The sequence below is a fragment of the Halomicrococcus gelatinilyticus genome (genome assembly GCA_024227995.1).
GTDB lineage: Archaea > Halobacteriota > Halobacteria > Halobacteriales > Haladaptataceae > Halomicrococcus > Halomicrococcus gelatinilyticus.
The window spans coordinates 1086179-1101295 of record CP100465.1 but is presented as its reverse complement, the minus strand read 5'-3'; the positions used below and the strand labels follow the sequence as shown (position 1 = coordinate 1101295).

16 protein-coding genes are annotated in these 15117 nt (G+C 69.7%); 4 read left to right on the top strand and 12 right to left on the bottom strand.

The genetic code is table 11. The features are described from left to right. Nucleotides 1-112 precede the first annotated feature (112 nt). The gene (tgtA, locus tag NKT36_RS05915) at nucleotides 113-1588 is read right to left on the bottom strand and encodes a tRNA guanosine(15) transglycosylase TgtA (protein WP_327053032.1); all 1476 of its coding nucleotides are present in this window, start codon (nucleotides 1586-1588) and stop codon (nucleotides 113-115) included. A gap of 90 nt (nucleotides 1589-1678) precedes the next feature. Here tgtA and NKT36_RS05910 point away from each other — a divergent pair, with 90 nt between their 5' ends. Beyond that, a complete protein-coding gene (locus tag NKT36_RS05910) occupies nucleotides 1679-2122 on the top strand; it encodes an FxLYD domain-containing protein (protein ID WP_327053031.1) in 444 nt (147 codons plus the stop codon). 111 nt (nucleotides 2123-2233) lie between these two features. Here the strand turns inward: NKT36_RS05910 and NKT36_RS05905 are convergent, their stop codons facing one another. The 6 genes from NKT36_RS05905 to NKT36_RS05880 all read right to left on the bottom strand — a co-directional run bounded on the left by NKT36_RS05905 (nucleotide 2234) and on the right by NKT36_RS05880 (nucleotide 8382). Beyond that, nucleotides 2234-3508: a COG1470 family protein gene (locus NKT36_RS05905; protein WP_327053030.1), complete on the bottom strand. Its 1275-nt coding sequence runs from the start codon at nucleotides 3506-3508 to the stop codon at nucleotides 2234-2236. 435 nt (nucleotides 3509-3943) lie between these two features. Beyond that, entirely contained in the window at nucleotides 3944-4510 is a 567-nt protein-coding gene (locus tag NKT36_RS05900; protein ID WP_327053029.1) for an NUDIX hydrolase, read from the bottom strand. Nucleotides 4511-4553: 43 nt separating this feature from the next. After that, nucleotides 4554-5339 (bottom strand): ABC transporter permease, encoded by a 786-nt coding sequence (locus tag NKT36_RS05895; RefSeq protein ID WP_327053028.1) that lies wholly within the window; start codon nucleotides 5337-5339, stop codon nucleotides 4554-4556. Then, the gene (locus tag NKT36_RS05890; RefSeq protein WP_327053027.1) at nucleotides 5336-6361 is read right to left on the bottom strand and encodes an ABC transporter ATP-binding protein; all 1026 of its coding nucleotides are present in this window, start codon (nucleotides 6359-6361) and stop codon (nucleotides 5336-5338) included. The genes NKT36_RS05895 and NKT36_RS05890 overlap by 4 nt, the downstream gene beginning before the upstream one ends. A 58-nt stretch (nucleotides 6362-6419) precedes the next feature. After that, complete coding sequence (locus NKT36_RS05885) at nucleotides 6420-7508, bottom strand: saccharopine dehydrogenase family protein (RefSeq protein ID WP_327053026.1); 1089 nt, start codon at nucleotides 7506-7508, stop codon at nucleotides 6420-6422. 49 nt (nucleotides 7509-7557) lie between these two features. Then, complete coding sequence (locus NKT36_RS05880; protein ID WP_327053025.1) at nucleotides 7558-8382, bottom strand: NAD(+)/NADH kinase; 825 nt, start codon at nucleotides 8380-8382, stop codon at nucleotides 7558-7560. A 128-nt stretch (nucleotides 8383-8510) separates the two neighbouring features. Here NKT36_RS05880 and mptA point away from each other — a divergent pair, with 128 nt between their 5' ends. From mptA to NKT36_RS05865, 3 genes are all read left to right on the top strand, one after another. Beyond that, a complete protein-coding gene (gene mptA / locus NKT36_RS05875; RefSeq protein WP_327053024.1) occupies nucleotides 8511-9446 on the top strand; it encodes a GTP cyclohydrolase MptA in 936 nt (311 codons plus the stop codon). A gap of 127 nt (nucleotides 9447-9573) precedes the next feature. After that, entirely contained in the window at nucleotides 9574-10455 is an 882-nt protein-coding gene (locus tag NKT36_RS05870) for a homoserine kinase (RefSeq protein ID WP_327053023.1), read from the top strand. Nucleotides 10456-10497: 42 nt separating this feature from the next. Beyond that, nucleotides 10498-10707 (top strand): hypothetical protein, encoded by a 210-nt coding sequence (locus tag NKT36_RS05865; protein ID WP_327053022.1) that lies wholly within the window; start codon nucleotides 10498-10500, stop codon nucleotides 10705-10707. A gap of 36 nt (nucleotides 10708-10743) precedes the next feature. Here NKT36_RS05865 and NKT36_RS05860 read toward each other — a convergent pair whose 3' ends face one another. The 5 genes from NKT36_RS05860 to NKT36_RS05840 all read right to left on the bottom strand — a co-directional run bounded on the left by NKT36_RS05860 (nucleotide 10744) and on the right by NKT36_RS05840 (nucleotide 14954). Further along, complete coding sequence (locus tag NKT36_RS05860; RefSeq protein WP_327053021.1) at nucleotides 10744-11631, bottom strand: Vms1/Ankzf1 family peptidyl-tRNA hydrolase; 888 nt, start codon at nucleotides 11629-11631, stop codon at nucleotides 10744-10746. Nucleotides 11632-11720: 89 nt separating this feature from the next. After that, nucleotides 11721-11948: a hypothetical protein gene (locus NKT36_RS05855; RefSeq protein ID WP_407652203.1), complete on the bottom strand. Its 228-nt coding sequence runs from the start codon at nucleotides 11946-11948 to the stop codon at nucleotides 11721-11723. 120 nt (nucleotides 11949-12068) lie between these two features. Further along, nucleotides 12069-12602 carry a DUF5815 family protein gene (locus NKT36_RS05850; RefSeq protein WP_327053019.1) on the bottom strand — a complete coding sequence of 178 codons (534 nt, stop codon included), beginning with the start codon at nucleotides 12600-12602 and terminating at the stop codon, nucleotides 12069-12071. A 53-nt stretch (nucleotides 12603-12655) separates the two neighbouring features. Then, nucleotides 12656-13756 carry a glycosyltransferase family protein gene (locus NKT36_RS05845; protein WP_327053018.1) on the bottom strand — a complete coding sequence of 367 codons (1101 nt, stop codon included), beginning with the start codon at nucleotides 13754-13756 and terminating at the stop codon, nucleotides 12656-12658. 52 nt (nucleotides 13757-13808) lie between these two features. Then, nucleotides 13809-14954, bottom strand: coding sequence for an MFS transporter (locus tag NKT36_RS05840; protein WP_407652234.1), 1146 nt, complete (start codon nucleotides 14952-14954; stop codon nucleotides 13809-13811). Nucleotides 14955-15117 lie beyond the last annotated feature (163 nt).

Sequence of the window (15117 nt, the reverse complement as noted above, 5' to 3'; positions counted from 1 at the left end):
TTCTGGAGTAGCAGTGACGGTTTCCCGCGACTGGTCCCCCTCCTCCGCGTACCACGCCCGCAGTGGCGACGCTGCCCCTTCGTCGCTCGTCGTCGCTCGTCGTCGAGCGTGGTCAGTGTTCCTCGCTCAGGTCGACCACCCGGACCGCGTCGGGGACCAGCGCCAGCGCCGACGCGGGCCAGGCGTGGTGGGCCAGCGTGAACTCGCAGTCGCGGTTCTCGGCGACCAGCCGCGCGACGCCGCGGGCGGCCGCCCGGTATCCGCGGGTGTCCATGCGTTCGGGCGTCTCCGCGGTGAGCGGGTACGTCTCCGAGAGCGCGCGCGGGAAGGGTCCGAAGGGCGGGACGACGCGCCAGGACTCGTCGAAGTTGTCGCTCGGATTGCCCTCGGTCAGAAGCACCTCGCCCGTCGGGTCCAGGCGCGCGAGGCGCTCGTGGTGGCGGACCACCTCGGGACGCGCCGCGCTCTCCCCGGAGAGGTAGAAGAACGAACCCTTGACGGTCGGGTCCGACAGCTCCAGCTGGTCGGCGTGGTCACAGAGTGCGCGGTAGCCGTCGAGCATCGCCGGATGGGCACGGGCGCGGTTCTCGACCAGTTCGAGCAGGTTGCCCGAGCGCAACGCCTGCTTGACGGTGCGAAGCTCCTCGAACGTGACGTGCAGGTTGTGCTCGGCGAGCAGGCGCTCGCGCTCGCGGTCCTCGCAGGCTCGCAGTTCGTCGGGGGTGTGCTCGGCGCAGACGGGACACGAGCAGGGGAGGTAGTCGAGGTCTTCGAGGTGTTCGGTGCCGCGGACCGTGAGGTAGCGGTCGTCGCGGGCGTAGAGGGCGTAGGCCGCGGAGTCGAAGAGGTCACAGCCCATCGCGACGGCGAGCGCGAACATCATCGGGTGACCGGCCCCGAACAGGTGGACGGGCGCGTCCACGCCCAGCCCGCGCTTGGCGGCGGCGACGACGTCGACCATGTCGGCGTAGCGGTACTCGTTCATCAGCGGGACGACCGCGCCGACCGGGAACACGTCCAGCGACGTCGCGTAGGCGTCGCTGGCCGCCCGCTCGCGAAGGTCGGCGTACGTCGAGCCCTGGACCGGCGCGTTGACGAGCATGTCTCCGACGTCGACGTCCTCGGCCACCGCCAGTCGCTCCCGGGTCGTCGCCAGTTCGGACTCGGCCTGCTCGCGCGGGGCGTCCGGCGGCGTCGGGATGTCGACCGGCGTGCCGATGTCGGACCCGACGTCGTGCTGGAACTGGAGTATCTCCGCCGTCGTCACGTCGATCTCGCCGTACTCGGCGAGCTGGAAGGAGCCGGAGTCTGTCATGATGGCACCCGAGAAGTCGAGCAGGTCGTGGAGGCCCTGGTCCAGCGCGTCCTCGCGGAAGTCGTCGCTGCCGTAGAGGATGTAGGAGTTGGTGATGAGGATCTCCGCGCCGAACTCGGATTCGAGGCGGGCGGGCTCTACGGTCCGGACGTGCGGGTTGACGACCGGGAGCAGGGCGGGCGTCTCGACGGTCACGCCCGCTCGCGGCACCGTCAACTCGCCGATGCGGCCCGCGCCGTCCTGGTCGCGTATCTCGAAGACCTCTCTGGTCATCGTCGCGGAGTAACCGGAGGGCGACGGTAAGGGTTCCGTTCGTCGGCCGGACGCGACATCTTTATCACTTCCCTGACCGATTCTCCAGCCATGCGACGCAGAGCCCTCCTGTCGCTCTTCGGAGCGACCGTTCTCGCCGGCTGCGGCGGGAACACATCGCCAGACGACAGTACGACGACCGACGCGACCGGCTCGACGACGACGTCGGCCGGGCAGACGACCGACACGACGACCACGACGGCACCGGCCGTCGAACTGGTGGAGCACGAACTGACCCGGGAGAACGCCGGCTCGGAGAGCGAACTCGCCGCCGTGGTCGGGACCGTCCGCAACGACGGGACTGCCCCGCTCGAAGCGGTCACCGTCGAAGCGACCTTCCTCGACGAAGACGGCACCGCTCTGGACAGTTCGACGGCCGAAGTCGCCGACCTCGCCGCCGGGAGCACGTGGACGTTCGAACTCACGTACCCCGACGTCGGCGAGGACGCGCGCGCCGTCGCGGACTACGAACTCGCGACGGAGACGGACGAGTAACCACCGCTCGCGGTTTCTGGAGTCGTTTCGAGGACGAGCCCGGCAGCTGCCCGTTCTCCGATTGCACCGAAAGAAAAGCGACAGATACCGTTGACCTGACCGGGTCGACGGTTAGCTGGACGACTCGTTGCGGGCGATCTCGTAGCTGAACCCGATGGTGTTCTCCGGCATGATCTGGACGTCCCAGCTGCCGGCCTCGGGGTCGTCGACGCGGTAGACGAACTCCTGACCACCGCTACGGACGGCGTAGTCGCCCTGTTCGACGACGGACGGGTCGTCGGTGTCGCTCAGGTCGACGTGGCCGCGGTCCGAGACCTTCACGCGGTTGGCCTCGACGGTCTCACCGCTCGGACTCACGAACGTCACGTCGAAGCTCGACTGCTTGTCGGAGCTGCTCTGGCCGTACATGGCGGACCGTGGCGAGAGCGTGAGCGTGACGTCCTCGGCGTCCTCGCTGACCTGGAAGGAGGTCGTCATCGGCTCTTCGGGCTGGCTCCACACCTCGAAGTTGAGGCTGACCTCCTGCCAGTAGCTGTTCTGGTCGTTGCGTGCGGGGTCCTTCAGGCCGAGGTCGAGGTTGCCGTCGTACCGGCCGTTATCGGCGTCCTCGGGCGTCGAGACCGTCACGGTGACGGTCTCCGTCTCACCGGCCGCGATCTGGTTCGGCGCGTCGATGTCGACCCACGACGGGTCGACGGACGAGCTCGAACCGCCGTAGCGGCGCTCGCTCTTGAGCTGCGGGCTCAGGGGAACGGCCTGGTCGCCGGAGTTCTCGATGACGATCTGCTTCGTCATGCTGTCACCGGCCTCGACCTGGCCGCGGAGGTAGGTGTTGGAGACGATCTCGACCGTCGGCGGGCGCCAGACTTCGAGGCTGATGCTCGCGGCGTGGACCGGGCGAGCGGGGCGACCGGGGTAGGCGACCGTCTCGTCCGTGAACGCGACCTGCCCGTTGTAGTAGCCCTTCTTCGCGTCGGACGGGACCTCGACGGTCACGGTGTACGTCTCCTTCTCGCCGGCGTCGATCGTGGTGTCACCCTCGATGGTGACCCACGACTTCTTCACGCGGTCCTCACCGACGGGCGACACGTAGAGGTGCGGGTTCACTTCCACCGACTCGTCCTCGCCGTTCTTCACGGTGATGGTGAACTCGCCGCTCTCACCCGGCTTGAGCTCCGGGTGGTCGTGGTCGCTCTCGATGTAGAGCTTCGTGTAGTCAGCGTCGCCGTCGGCCGACGCGCTCGATTCGTCTGCTGCGCTCGTCTCCTGTGCGTTCGGTACCGGCGCGGTCGATGCGGCGGCGTCGCTCGCGGGGGCCGCGTACGCCGTCGCCATCGGGACGGCGCCGATGACCAGTATCAGGGTTGCGATTACTCTAAGCTTCATGGTTGTATCACAGCTCCCGTTTTCCAGGACGTCTCCGGCTGGAGGGCGACGGGAGCCGTTCGGCTACTGTATCTTTCGCGACCAGATAAATGTCTTTCGCAAAACAGGTGGCTCGGTGGTAGGTTACAGTTTACCGTCCTTTCTGCCGTTGGTTTTCGTGACTCGATGCTGGTGACGGCACAATATTTATCTCTCTCTTTCTCGCCCGAAAAGTATGGGCGAACGGACTCGGGAGCAAAAAGCAATCCGGGAGGTGAGAACACGACGACTGATCGCTCTTGGGGCACCAGTGATGCTACTGGTGACGTACGTTATCCACCAATGGACAAACGATGAGACACTAGCCATCGTCCTCGGGTTTGTCTGTTATCTGCTAGTCATCGTTGTCGGACTTCGGATCTGGTCTTCAGAACCTTCCCGGTGATAATCCCCCCGTCAGTTCCCGCCCCCGTCGCCGAAGGCGTCGTAGTAGAGGACGCCGAGCGCAGTCCGGCCGTCGCGTACGTCGTCGTTCGCGATCGCCGCGCGCAGCGCCTCGAACGTCGTCGTGTCCGGGCGGATGCTCTCGTTGTGGTCGAGTTCCTGCGCGCCGGTCGGCGTGCAGTCGCGGGCGACGAAGAAGTGCAGCACCGAGTTGGCGATGCCGTTGGCGGGTTCGACGGTGGTGAGGTGCTCGACGCGCTCGGCCTCGTGGCCCGTCTCCTCCGTCAGTTCGCGGTGAGCGGCCGCGGCGAGGTCCGCGTCCTCGGCTTCGACGCCGCCGACCGGCAGCCCCCGCGAGACGCCCGAGACGGCCTGCCGCCACTCCTCGATGACGACCACCTCGCCATCCGGCGTGAACGGCAGGACGACCACGCTCTCGGGTTCGGAGAGGTAGTCGTACGCCGTCTCGGTCCCGTCGGGCAGGCGCACGTCGTCGGTCACCACGTCGAAGCCGGGGCAGGAGTAGGAGACGGTGGAGTCGAGCGTCTCCCACGCCAGCGGGTCGTCTTCCTCGGGCATACTCGGTGGTTATCAGCAGCGCCGAAAAAAGCCGCGTTCGCGGTCAGTCCGTCAGGCCGTACCCGCGCTGGAACAGGGCCACGTCGACGGCGACGACGACGCCCGTCAGCGCCGCGAGGACGACCAGCGACAGCGTCGGGTCGACCTCCGCGACGCCGAGGAAGCCGTAGCGGACGCCGTTGACCATGTACACCATCGGGTTCAGCAGCGACAGCTCCTGGTACGGCGACGGTAGTTCCGTGATGGAGTAGAAGATGCCGCCGAAGAACACGAGCGGGCGGACGATGAACTGGTTCATCATGGTGAGGTTGTCCCAGTCCTCCGCCCAGAGGCCGCCGACGACCCCGAAACTGGAGAACAGCAGGGTGACGACGAGCGCGAACGCGACGAGGTACAGCGGGCGGGCGACGCCGACGGGCGTGAAGAACGCGCCGATGACGGCGATGAGCGCGCCGACGAGCAGCCCCCGGGTCGCGCCGGAGACGATGTAGGCGGCGACCATCCGCGAGTACGACATCGGCGACGTGAGCGCCTCCTCGATGTACTCGTTCCAGCGGCCGTGGAAGATGGAAAAGGAGGAGTTCTCGAAGGCGTTCGAGATGGCCCCGAGGACGACCAGGCCGGGCAGGATGTAGAGGATGTAGGGGATGGCCTGGCCGTCGGCCCGGACGACGCCGACGCGGTCCCCGAGGATGACGCCGAACACGGCGAAGTAGAGGACGTTCGTGACGAACGGCGGGACGAACGTGTTGCGCGGCCGGCGCAGGAACCGCAGGATCTCCCGTCTCGTGAGCGTCTTGAACCCCGTCAGCCCGGAGACGAGACTCACGGCCGCTCACCTCCGTCGCTGGCGACCGCAGGCTCGGGGTCGGCCGCGGCCTCGTCGTCCGCCTCTCCGGCGTCGTCGCCCTCCGCCTCGCGGGTCATCTCGACGAACACCTCCTCCAGCGACGTCCGCGAGATGTCGAGGTCGATTATCTCGTGGCCGTCCCGGTCGAGGTCGCGGACGAGGTCCGGCGCGACGAGTCCGCCCTGGCGCGCGGTGACGACGAGCTGGTCGCCCTCCACGTCGACCGACTCGACGTCGTGGTCCGCGTCGGCGACCGACGGCAGCGAGGAGACGGCGGGCGCGGAGGCCGGCGGGTCGCGCAGCGTCACCGTGATGCGGTCGGGGCCGCGGTCCATCAGCTCCTCCGGCGTCGCGACCGTCAGCAGCGACCCCGAGTCGAGGATGGCCACCTCGTCGCAGAGCCGCTCGGCCTCCTCGATGTAGTGGGTCGTCAGCAGGATGGTCGTCCCCGACTCGTTGAGGTCGGTGATGAGGTCCCAGAGGTCGTGGCGCAGTTGCACGTCGACGCCCGCCGTCGGCTCGTCGAGGATGAGCAGGTCGGGCTCGGTGATGAGCGCCCGCGCGAGCATGAACCGCCGCTTCATCCCGCCGGAGAGCCAGTCGAAGCGCGTGTCCCGCTTGTCGTAGATGCCGACGCGTTCGAGCACCCTGTCGGCGCGCTCGCGCGCCTCCGCCTCGGGGATGCCGTGGTAGCCGGCCTTGTGCTCCAGCACCTCCCGGATGGGGAAGAACCGGTCGACGTTGAACTCCTGGGGCGCGACGCCGATTGCGTCGCGGGCCTGCTGGTAGTCGTCCTCGACGTCGTGGCCGAACACCTCGGCGCGGCCGCCGCTCCGCCGGACGAGACCGACGAGGACGTTGATGAAGGTGGTCTTGCCCGCCCCGTTCGGCCCGAGCAGGCCGAAGAAGCTCCCCTCCGGAACGGACAGCGAGACGCCGTCGAGCGCCTGCACGTCCGCGTATCGTTTGCGTAGATTCTCGGTTTCGATGGCGGCAGTCATTCAGAGCGGTCTAGCCGGGTGACGCGATTAAGGGCGTTGATAGTGTCCTTCGTCGCCGTCAGTCCCCGGGACCAGCCGTCGCCCCCACGCCCGCGGTCGCGTCCTCGCGCTCGACGCCCTCGAACTCCAGCACGAAGTCGGGGCCGAACGCGGACGCCGGCGTCTGGAAGCCGTCCGCGACCTCGCCGGCGACCAGGCGCTGGGTCGCGACGACGGCTGTCCGGGCGGTCAGGTCGTACGGGTCCGGGGTGCGCAGGCGTGCGGCCGCCCGGTCGCCCTCGTCGTCGACCACCTCGCCCCAGACCCGGGCGACGTCCTGGGCGCGCTCCTCGGCGGTCGGCCCGGAGACGGTCGCGTCGACGAGCGCCTTCAGCGCCCGCTGGACCGGCGCGGAGGCGAACAGCGGCGCGAGCGGACGCGTCCGCCGCAGCAGTCCGACGGCGAACTCCGGCACGGCGGCGAACGTCCGGACGTCCGGGATGCCCGTCGTGTAGTAGGCGGTCGCGACGTCGCCCCAGGGGATGGACACCGCCGTCTTCGTCCCGCGCCCGAAGTCGATGCGGCGAGTCTCCGCCGCCGCCGGCACGGTGCGTATCTCGCCGTCCTCGCGGACCGCGGCGGGGCGGGAGAGCCCCTCGACCATGGACTTGCCGGTGCCGGGCGAGAACGTGTCCAGGCCGTCGATGGCGAGGGTGAGTCGCGTCGGCGACGAGAGCCGCGACGCGAGGTGGGCGGCCAGGCAGTCGGTCGGGACGACGTCGAACCCCACCGCCGGAAGCAGGGTGACGCCGGCGTTCCGGGCCTCCTCGTCGCGCCCGGCGAGGCTCTCCAGCACGGCTATCTCGCCGGTGATGTCGAGGTAGTCCGTGCCGGTCGCGATGCACGCCGACGCGAGCGGTCCCGCGGTCGCCGAGAACGGTCCGGCGCAGTTCAGCACCGCGTCGAACGCCGCGACCTGGTCCTCGACGACCGTCCGGTGTTCGAGGCTGAACGCGCGGTGGTCGAGGTCGAGTTCGGTCGCCTGTCGCTCGACCCGCTCCGTCGTCCGCCCGGCGAGCGTCGGCGAGTAGCCGGACTCGACCGCCGTCCGGGCGACCAGCGCGCCGGTGTACCCGTACGACCCGTAGACGAGCACCTCCCAGTCCATGTCGCCAACGTCGACCGGTACCGGAAAAACGTCAGGGGCCGAGCGACGGTCAGTCGAGCTTCCCGAGCGCCTCGAAGAAGTCCGTCGCCGGGCCGGCGATGCGGGCGGGTTCGGGCGTCAGCGAGACGCTGATGGTCTCGGGGACGGCGACCTGCCTGCGGGAGCCGTCGCTGCTGACGACCGCGTGGGGCGCGTTCGACACGCGGATGCTGATGTCGCTGTCGGCGTCGACGACCAGCGGCGGCATGGGGTCGCGGGCGCACATCTCGGTGAGCACCAGGCCGTCGGCGTCCGGGTGGACGAGCGGCCCGCCCTCGCTCAGGTTGTACGCCGAACTGCCGGTCGGCGTGGAGACGAGCACGCCGTCGGCGTGCCCCCGGTCGTACGTGGTGCCGTCGACCTGGACCTCGAACTCCGCGCCCTGGCCGTGGCCGCGCTGGGCACCCAGGACGACGATCTCGTTCAGCGCCGGGTGGGTCGACCAGTCGCCGTCGCCGGACGCGGTGAGGCGCGGCGCCTCGCGCGAGGGGACGGCCCCGCGCTCGCGGTAGGTGGTGACCGTCTCGCGCACCTCCTCGACGGCGTCCTCCGGCGCGACCGCGTTCAGGAACCCGACCTCGCCGAGGTTCACGCCGAGGATGGGCGTCCCGCCGGCACCGCGAGCTGCGAACAGGAAGGTTCCGTCGCCGCCGATGCTCACCACGAGGTTGCACTCGGTCATCCGGTCGACGTCGACGCCGCGGGCGTCCACGTGCTCCGAGGTCGCCTCGTCGACCCAGATGGTGACGTCCTCCTCGTCGAGCATCTCACAGAGGGCACCGGCGAGGTCCGTCGCGTTCTCGTTGCCGCGCTGGGCGACGATTCCGACGTTCATCACCCGGCCGTTCGCTCCCCCTGCCCAAAAAGCCGCCGACGGGCGTCGGACCGCCGTGAGGCGGCGTCTCACCTGTCTCAGTTCCGGAACCGGAAAGCTCTAACTTCGGCTCGCACAAGTGTGGCGTAATGAAAGAGCAGTTGCCTGACGTCCAGGCGACGGAACCCGACGTGACGGTCGGCCTGAACCGCGTCGGCGTCACCGGCGTGGAGAAGCTCGTCGAGGTCGCGCGGCCCGACAAACGTCCCTACGTCCTGATGGCGGAGTTCGACGTGCTCGTCGACCTGCCGAGCTGGCGGAAGGGTGCGGACATGAGCCGGAACATGGAGGTCGTCGACGAGGTGCTGGAGGACGCCGTGAGCGAGCCGACCTACCGCATCGAAGACGTCTGTGGCGACGCGGCCGAGCGCCTGCTCGCCAAGCACGACTACACGACGAAGGCGGAGGTCAGCATGGAGGCGGAGTTCATGGTGCGCGACGAGACGCCCGAAAGCGAGCGACCGACGCAGGCGACGGTCGACATCGTCGCCAGCGCCACTGCCACCGAGGAGGAGACGACCGAGGAGATCGGCGCGCGCGTCACCGGCATGACCGTCTGCCCCTGCTCGCAGGGGATGATGGAGGAGCGCACCCGCGAGAAGCTCCAGGACCTCGGCGTCGAGGAGGACGAGGTCAGGGAGTTCCTGCGCGAGGTCCCGCAGGCCGGCCACGCCCAGCGCGGCCACGCCACCCTCACCGTCGAGACCAACGGCGCGCCCGAGGTCGACATGCACGAACTCATCGAGGTGGCGCGCGACTCGATGAGCGCCCGCATCTACAACCTCGCCAAGCGTCCGGACGAGGACCACATGACTTACCAGGCGCACGCGAACGCCAAGTTCGTCGAGGACTGCGTGCGCGACCTGGCCCACGGCGTCGTCGACGCCTTCCCCGACCTGCCGGACGACGCCGTCGTGACGATGAAACAGAGCAACGACGAGTCCATCCACCAGCACAACGCCCACGCCGAGCGCGTCGCCGAGCTGGCGACGCTGCGCGAGGAAGTCGCCGCGTCGGAGGAGTGACTGGAGCACGAGTTCGTCGTGCGACGGAGTTCGGTGACCGGAGCGTGCGATGAAAAAATTGCCGCGACCGCCGGAGAGCGGGCCGTTCGAAGCGAAGGTTTTTGGTCGTCGTTTTTAAATGTAGTCCATGGTCACCGTACGGGCACCCGCGTCGAGCGCCAATCTCGGCAGCGGGTTCGACGTGTTCGGGCTGGCGCTCGGACGGCCCGCCGACGTGGTGCGCGTCGAGCGCGCCGAACGGACGACGATAGAGGCGACGGGGGTGGGAAGTCGGTACGTCCCGGAGGACCCGACGGAGAACACCGCCGGCGTCGTCGCCGAGGAGCTGGGGACGCCGGCCCGCATCCGCATCGACAAGGGAGTCCGACCCTCCTCGGGACTGGGGTCGTCGGCGGCCAGCGCCGCCGCGGCCGCCGTCGCGCTGAACGAGTGCTACGACTGCGGGCTGACGGACCGCGAACTCGTCCGCGTCGCCGCCGAGGGGGAGGCGGCCGTCTCCGGGGAGGCGCACGCGGACAACGTCGCGCCCGCTATCCTCGGCGGGTTCACCGTCGTCACCGACGACGACGTCACGCAGATCGACGCCAGCGTCCCGCTGGTGGCGTGCCTGCCGGAGACAGTCGTCTCGACCCGCGACGCGCGACAGGTAATTCCCGACTCCGTCTCCCGCGCGGACCACGTCCGGACGGTCGGCGACGCCGCGACGCTGACGGCGGGGATGGCCCGCGACGACCCGGCGGTCGTCGGACGCGGACTGCGCGACGGCGCGGTCACCGAATCGCGGGCGTCGCTCGTCGACGGGTACGATGCGGTGCGCGAAGCCGCCCTCGACGCCGGCGCGACGGGCGTCGCCATCAGCGGCGCCGGCCCGAGCGTGCTGGCGGTCTGCCGGGAGGACGTCCGTCGGGCGGTCGCGGGCGCGATGCTCGACGCGTTCGCCGAGGCGGACGTCGACGCGCGGGCCTACCAGACGGCGATCGGGAAGGGCGCGACGGTCGTCGAGCGCTGAGCGACCCCAACGCCCTTCTCGTTTCCTCGACGAACGTGACGCATGTCCGGCCCGAAACGCTGCCCCGACTGCGACGTCACGATGGAACAGGTGAAGTTCGGCATGAGCGACGCGTGGAACCCGCACGTGAAGACGAACGAGGCTCGCGACGGCATCCTCGGGTCGCTCGGCGCGAAGGAATCGAAGGACGTGACGGCCCGGATGTGTCCGGAGTGCGGTCGCCTGCTGTTCCACGCCGAACTGGACGGATGACGGACCGGAGCGCCAGGAACAGGATGCGCCCCTCCGTCAGATGCGGTACAGTCGCGTCGTCCAGAACTCGTGGACGGCGTCGTCGAGCGCGTCCTCGGGGTTCCCGGTCGCGTCGACCGCCGCCGTCCGGTCGGCCTCGTCGTGGAACTCCGAGAGGAGCGTTTTCTGGCCGACGACGTAGCAACGGTCGGCGTCGCGCGCCGCGATGCGTTCGCGGCACTGCTCGACGTGCTCCGCTATCTGGGCGTCGCGGCGGCGCTCGAACCGACCCTGCGAGAAGCCGCCCTTGGAGTGGTCGGCCTTCACGTCGCTCTCGAACCCCTCGAAGGCGGTGCGCTCGCGGCCGGAGAACTCCCCGAGTGCGAACACGTCCGAGCGGACGAGTGCGAGGGCGAACTCCCCCTCGGGCTGGAACCAGCGCCGGTTCACCCGGAAGCCGTCACCCCACTCGACGAACGGTTCGGGCGGAGCCGGCGGGACGAGCGCGGCGCTGACGAGGCCGGCGTCGTCGGTCACGGCGAGACAGGGTGCCGCCCGGTCGACGAGCGTGGCGTGGTCGTCGAACGCTGACCGGACCTCGTCGGGGATGCCGTCGCCGACGAACGCCGTCAGCGCCTCCTCCGGTCCGGTCTCGACGGCGTCGAGGCGGTCGAGGACGGCGTCGAGGCGGTCGCCCCGTAGCGTCTCGACGCCCCGGTAGTCGAGGTCGGGGTCGTCGCTCCCGAGGCGCTCGACGCGGTCCTGGAGTTCGGCGACGCGGTCCTCGAGCCGGTTGACCCGCTCCTCGGCGTCCTGCCGGGCCGTCGCGGCCTCCGAGCGGCGCTCCTGTTCGGCGTCCAGCTGGCGCTCGAGGTGACGCTTCTCCTCTTCGAGGTCCTCGATGCGTTCTTTCAGCTCCGCGCGCCCGAGCAACTCGTCTAGCATCGGATAGGAGGCCGTACCGCCAGAACTTGTAGGTTTGGTGTCGACGGCGCGTGCCGTCGGCCGCGTCCATCGCCGTTTGCTCGCCTCGATTACGCTCGTTCGCCGAGTTCGTACTGGTAGGGTGACGACCGGATGACCCGGACGTCGCCGTACTCTGCCTGTCGACCCAGGATGGTGGCTATCTCGTGGGCACTCTCGAACTCCTCGTCGCACTCCTCGAGCAGCGTCAGAATCTCCTTCGCCGTCAGTGGTCCGTCGACGTCGGCCTCGGCGACGACCTCCCGGATGCGCTCGAACTCTCTCCCAAGAGTGTCCATGCACGACATACCGGTCGATTCACACTTAGTTGTACGTCAGACGTGTGTCAGACGCACGCGCGGAACGGGGAGAAGGATGCTCGCGAGGGCCAGCACGGGTGCTCGCGAGAGCCAGCGGAGTCAGCGAGCGGTGTCGTGGGGTCCGGAGAAGTCGCGCTCGCGGCGGTACTGCTCGACGAACTCCGGCACGTCGAAGTCCAGCATCGCCTCCTCGAACTGGGTCATCGCGTCGGAGTCGTCGGCGTGGCTGACGGCGTGCTCCATCAGTTCGACGACGAGTTCGACGACGACCTCGTGGAGTCGCCGCGAGTCGAAGTCGGTCACCCACACGAGCGAGTAGCCGACGTCCTGGTCCTCCTCGACGTTCTCGCTCGCGACCTCGCCGGGGAACTCCTCCATCACGACCCCCATGACGTGCATCGTTCCGAACTCCCCCGTCTCGTCTGCCGTGTCGACCGTCTCCCGGAGCACGTCGACGAGGAACTCTGGGACGAACCGGGACGGCGGGTGGACGTCCATGACGACGGCGTGGGCGTCACCGCAGTCGCAGTCGTACTCCCGCATCCCCATGTCGAGGTCGTGGACGTGCACCGACTCGCCGCAGGGGAGCTCCAGCTCCGCCCCGCGACCGCCCGGTACGCGCGGTTCTGCCATGTCTCCCGGTTCGGCCTTCGCGCGTTTAAATATCGCGGAACGGACCCCCGCCCCTAGTCCGAGGGCTGCCCCGGGACGCGCGGTCGGGCGGCGTCGACGACGGCGTCCGGCGTCAGCGCGACGTCGGACCAGGCGGGTAGCGTGCTCCCATCGCTCGGCGGCGCGACGGCGTCGGCGTAGGTGGCGACCTGCTCGCGTTCCTCCACCGGGTCGTACGCCAGGCCGTTGTGCGCGGCGTCGGCCGCGTACTGTCGGACGAACCGGTCGGCCGTCTCCCGGTAGCGCTCCGCGAGCGAGGGGTAGTCGGGCGCGACGCCGTGCGCCTCGCACACGCGGAACAGCGCCGCGGCGACCCCCTCGCTCATCGCCGAGAGGCCGCCGGGGCCGTCGACGCCGCGGTGGTCGTGCTCGTACCGTCCGAGGTCGACCTGCGCGGTGCCGTCGGTGCCGGCGTACTCGAACGCACCCCCGAGCGTCCCGACCTCCAGCCCCCACTTGCGTTCGATCCGGAGGTCGCGAGCGAGGTCGGCGGTCGCGGCGAACTCGCCCGCCAGCGCGTACCGGAACGCCGCGAGGTAGTCCAGCACCGCCGCGTCGTGGCGCTCGTCGAGCGCGGCCACCAGCGGCGCGTAGAACAGGCGGAAGAGGCGGCCGTAGAGGCGGTCGTCCTCGACGCGGGCGTAGTAGCCCTTCGCGAACGAGAACTCGCCCGCGACGGGGGCGAGCAGGCGCGGCACCCAGGTCGCGTCGTAGGTCTTGGCGTCGGCGTCGTGGACGACGACGTGGTCGGCCCGGTCGGCAGCGACGCCGAGCGCCAGCCAGACGTCCCGGCCCTTGCCCGCCGGGCCGTCGAGGTCGTGGGTCGAAAGCAGGTCGGCGACGCCCGGCCCGTTGCACCACAGCAGGGTCGTCGGCAGGTCGTACGACGCCAGCCAGTCCCGGAACGCTCCGACGTTCTCCGGGGCCGCGCGGAGCGGCACGACGACCGCGCCGGGGTCGACGACCTCCAGTTCCGAGAGGACGCGCCGGGCGGCCGGCGTTTGGAGTTCGCGGTCCGCCATCGGAACGACGACGGCGGCGTCGCCGGTGGGGACGTCGGGGGCGTCGCCGGTCAGGTCGTGGAGCGTCGCGATCCGCTCCTGGACGTACTCCATCGGGGATGGGTTAGGAGAGCGCCGTCAAAAAGGGAGCGAACGCGGAACGCTTCTATCCGGTCGCGGCCTCGGTCGGCAACCGGTCGAGCGAGTGCAGCGCGAGGAGCACGCCGAGGATGGCGACGAGGCCGACGCCGAACGTCTGGAAGATGGCGTCGAACGCGTAGGTGCCGCTCAGCGCGCCGACGACGGAACTGCCGCTCGCCTGCACGATCATCATCGTCCCGCTGTAGAGGGCGTAGGCGCTGGCGCGGTTCTCGTCCGGCAGCGAGTCGAGCATGTACGTGTCCAGCGCCGGGAAGAGGCTGTGGATGACGTAGCCCAGCACGGCGGTCACGGCGAGGATGGCGACGAAGCCGTCGACGGCGACGATGGCGAACAGGCAGGTGACGAACCCGCCGAGGATGGCGAGCATGAGCGGGACGTGGGGCACGCGGTCGGCGAGTCGCCCCGTCACCCAGAACGCCGGGACGCCCGTGGCGAAGACGACGGTGAGCATCGTCCGCGCCGTGCCGGGGGCGAGCCCCTTCGTCTCCAGGTAGGTCGGGTAGAAGTTGAACAGCCCGTTCCAGACGAACCCCGTCGCGCCGATGATGGCGACGCCGCTGAGGATGATGGGCCACTGGCGGCGTAGCGCGGCGAGCAGCGCGCGGTCGGCCGTTCCCGCCTCCGGGAGGTCGGTGCGCCGCGCGACGACGAAGAGGACGACGGTCGCGACCGCCGCCGCGACGCCGATGGTGCCCATGACGAGCCGCCACCCGGCGACGCCGGTCTGCGCGAGGACGGCCCCGACGAACAGCGGCGCGGCAACGGCCGCGGTCTGGCTCGCGGTGCCGTGGATGCCGATGGCCCGTCCGACGCGCTCGGGGTAGAGCTCGCTCACCAGCGGGTTCGCGGCGATGAAGTACGCGCCGCTGGCCAGCCCCATCAGGAACGCACCGAGGCCGAGCACCGCGATGGATTCCGCCACCGCCGTGAAGCCGGCGGCGACGGTGAGCACGCCGCCCGTCGCGAGGACGACATGGTGGCGCGGGACCCGCGTGAGCAGGTAGCCCGTCGGGATGCGGGGGAGCGCGCTCCCGAGCCACGCGAGCGTCGCGATCAGTCCGACGGTGGCGTCGCCGACGGTGAACGCCGCCTTCAGCGGTTCCACGAGCGGCGCGAACACCACCCGGGCGAAGTTCACCAGGAAGACCATCGAACTGAGCGAGACGAAGAGACTACGCCGAGACACGGAGTACAGTTTCAGGGGGGTCGATTCAAAGGTTCCGAATCCGGTCATCGGTGCGATGGGTTGGCGTGGCCAGGAGGGTCCGGACGTCGACGACTGGGTCAGAGAGGGCCCAGTGGAGCATCAGTGC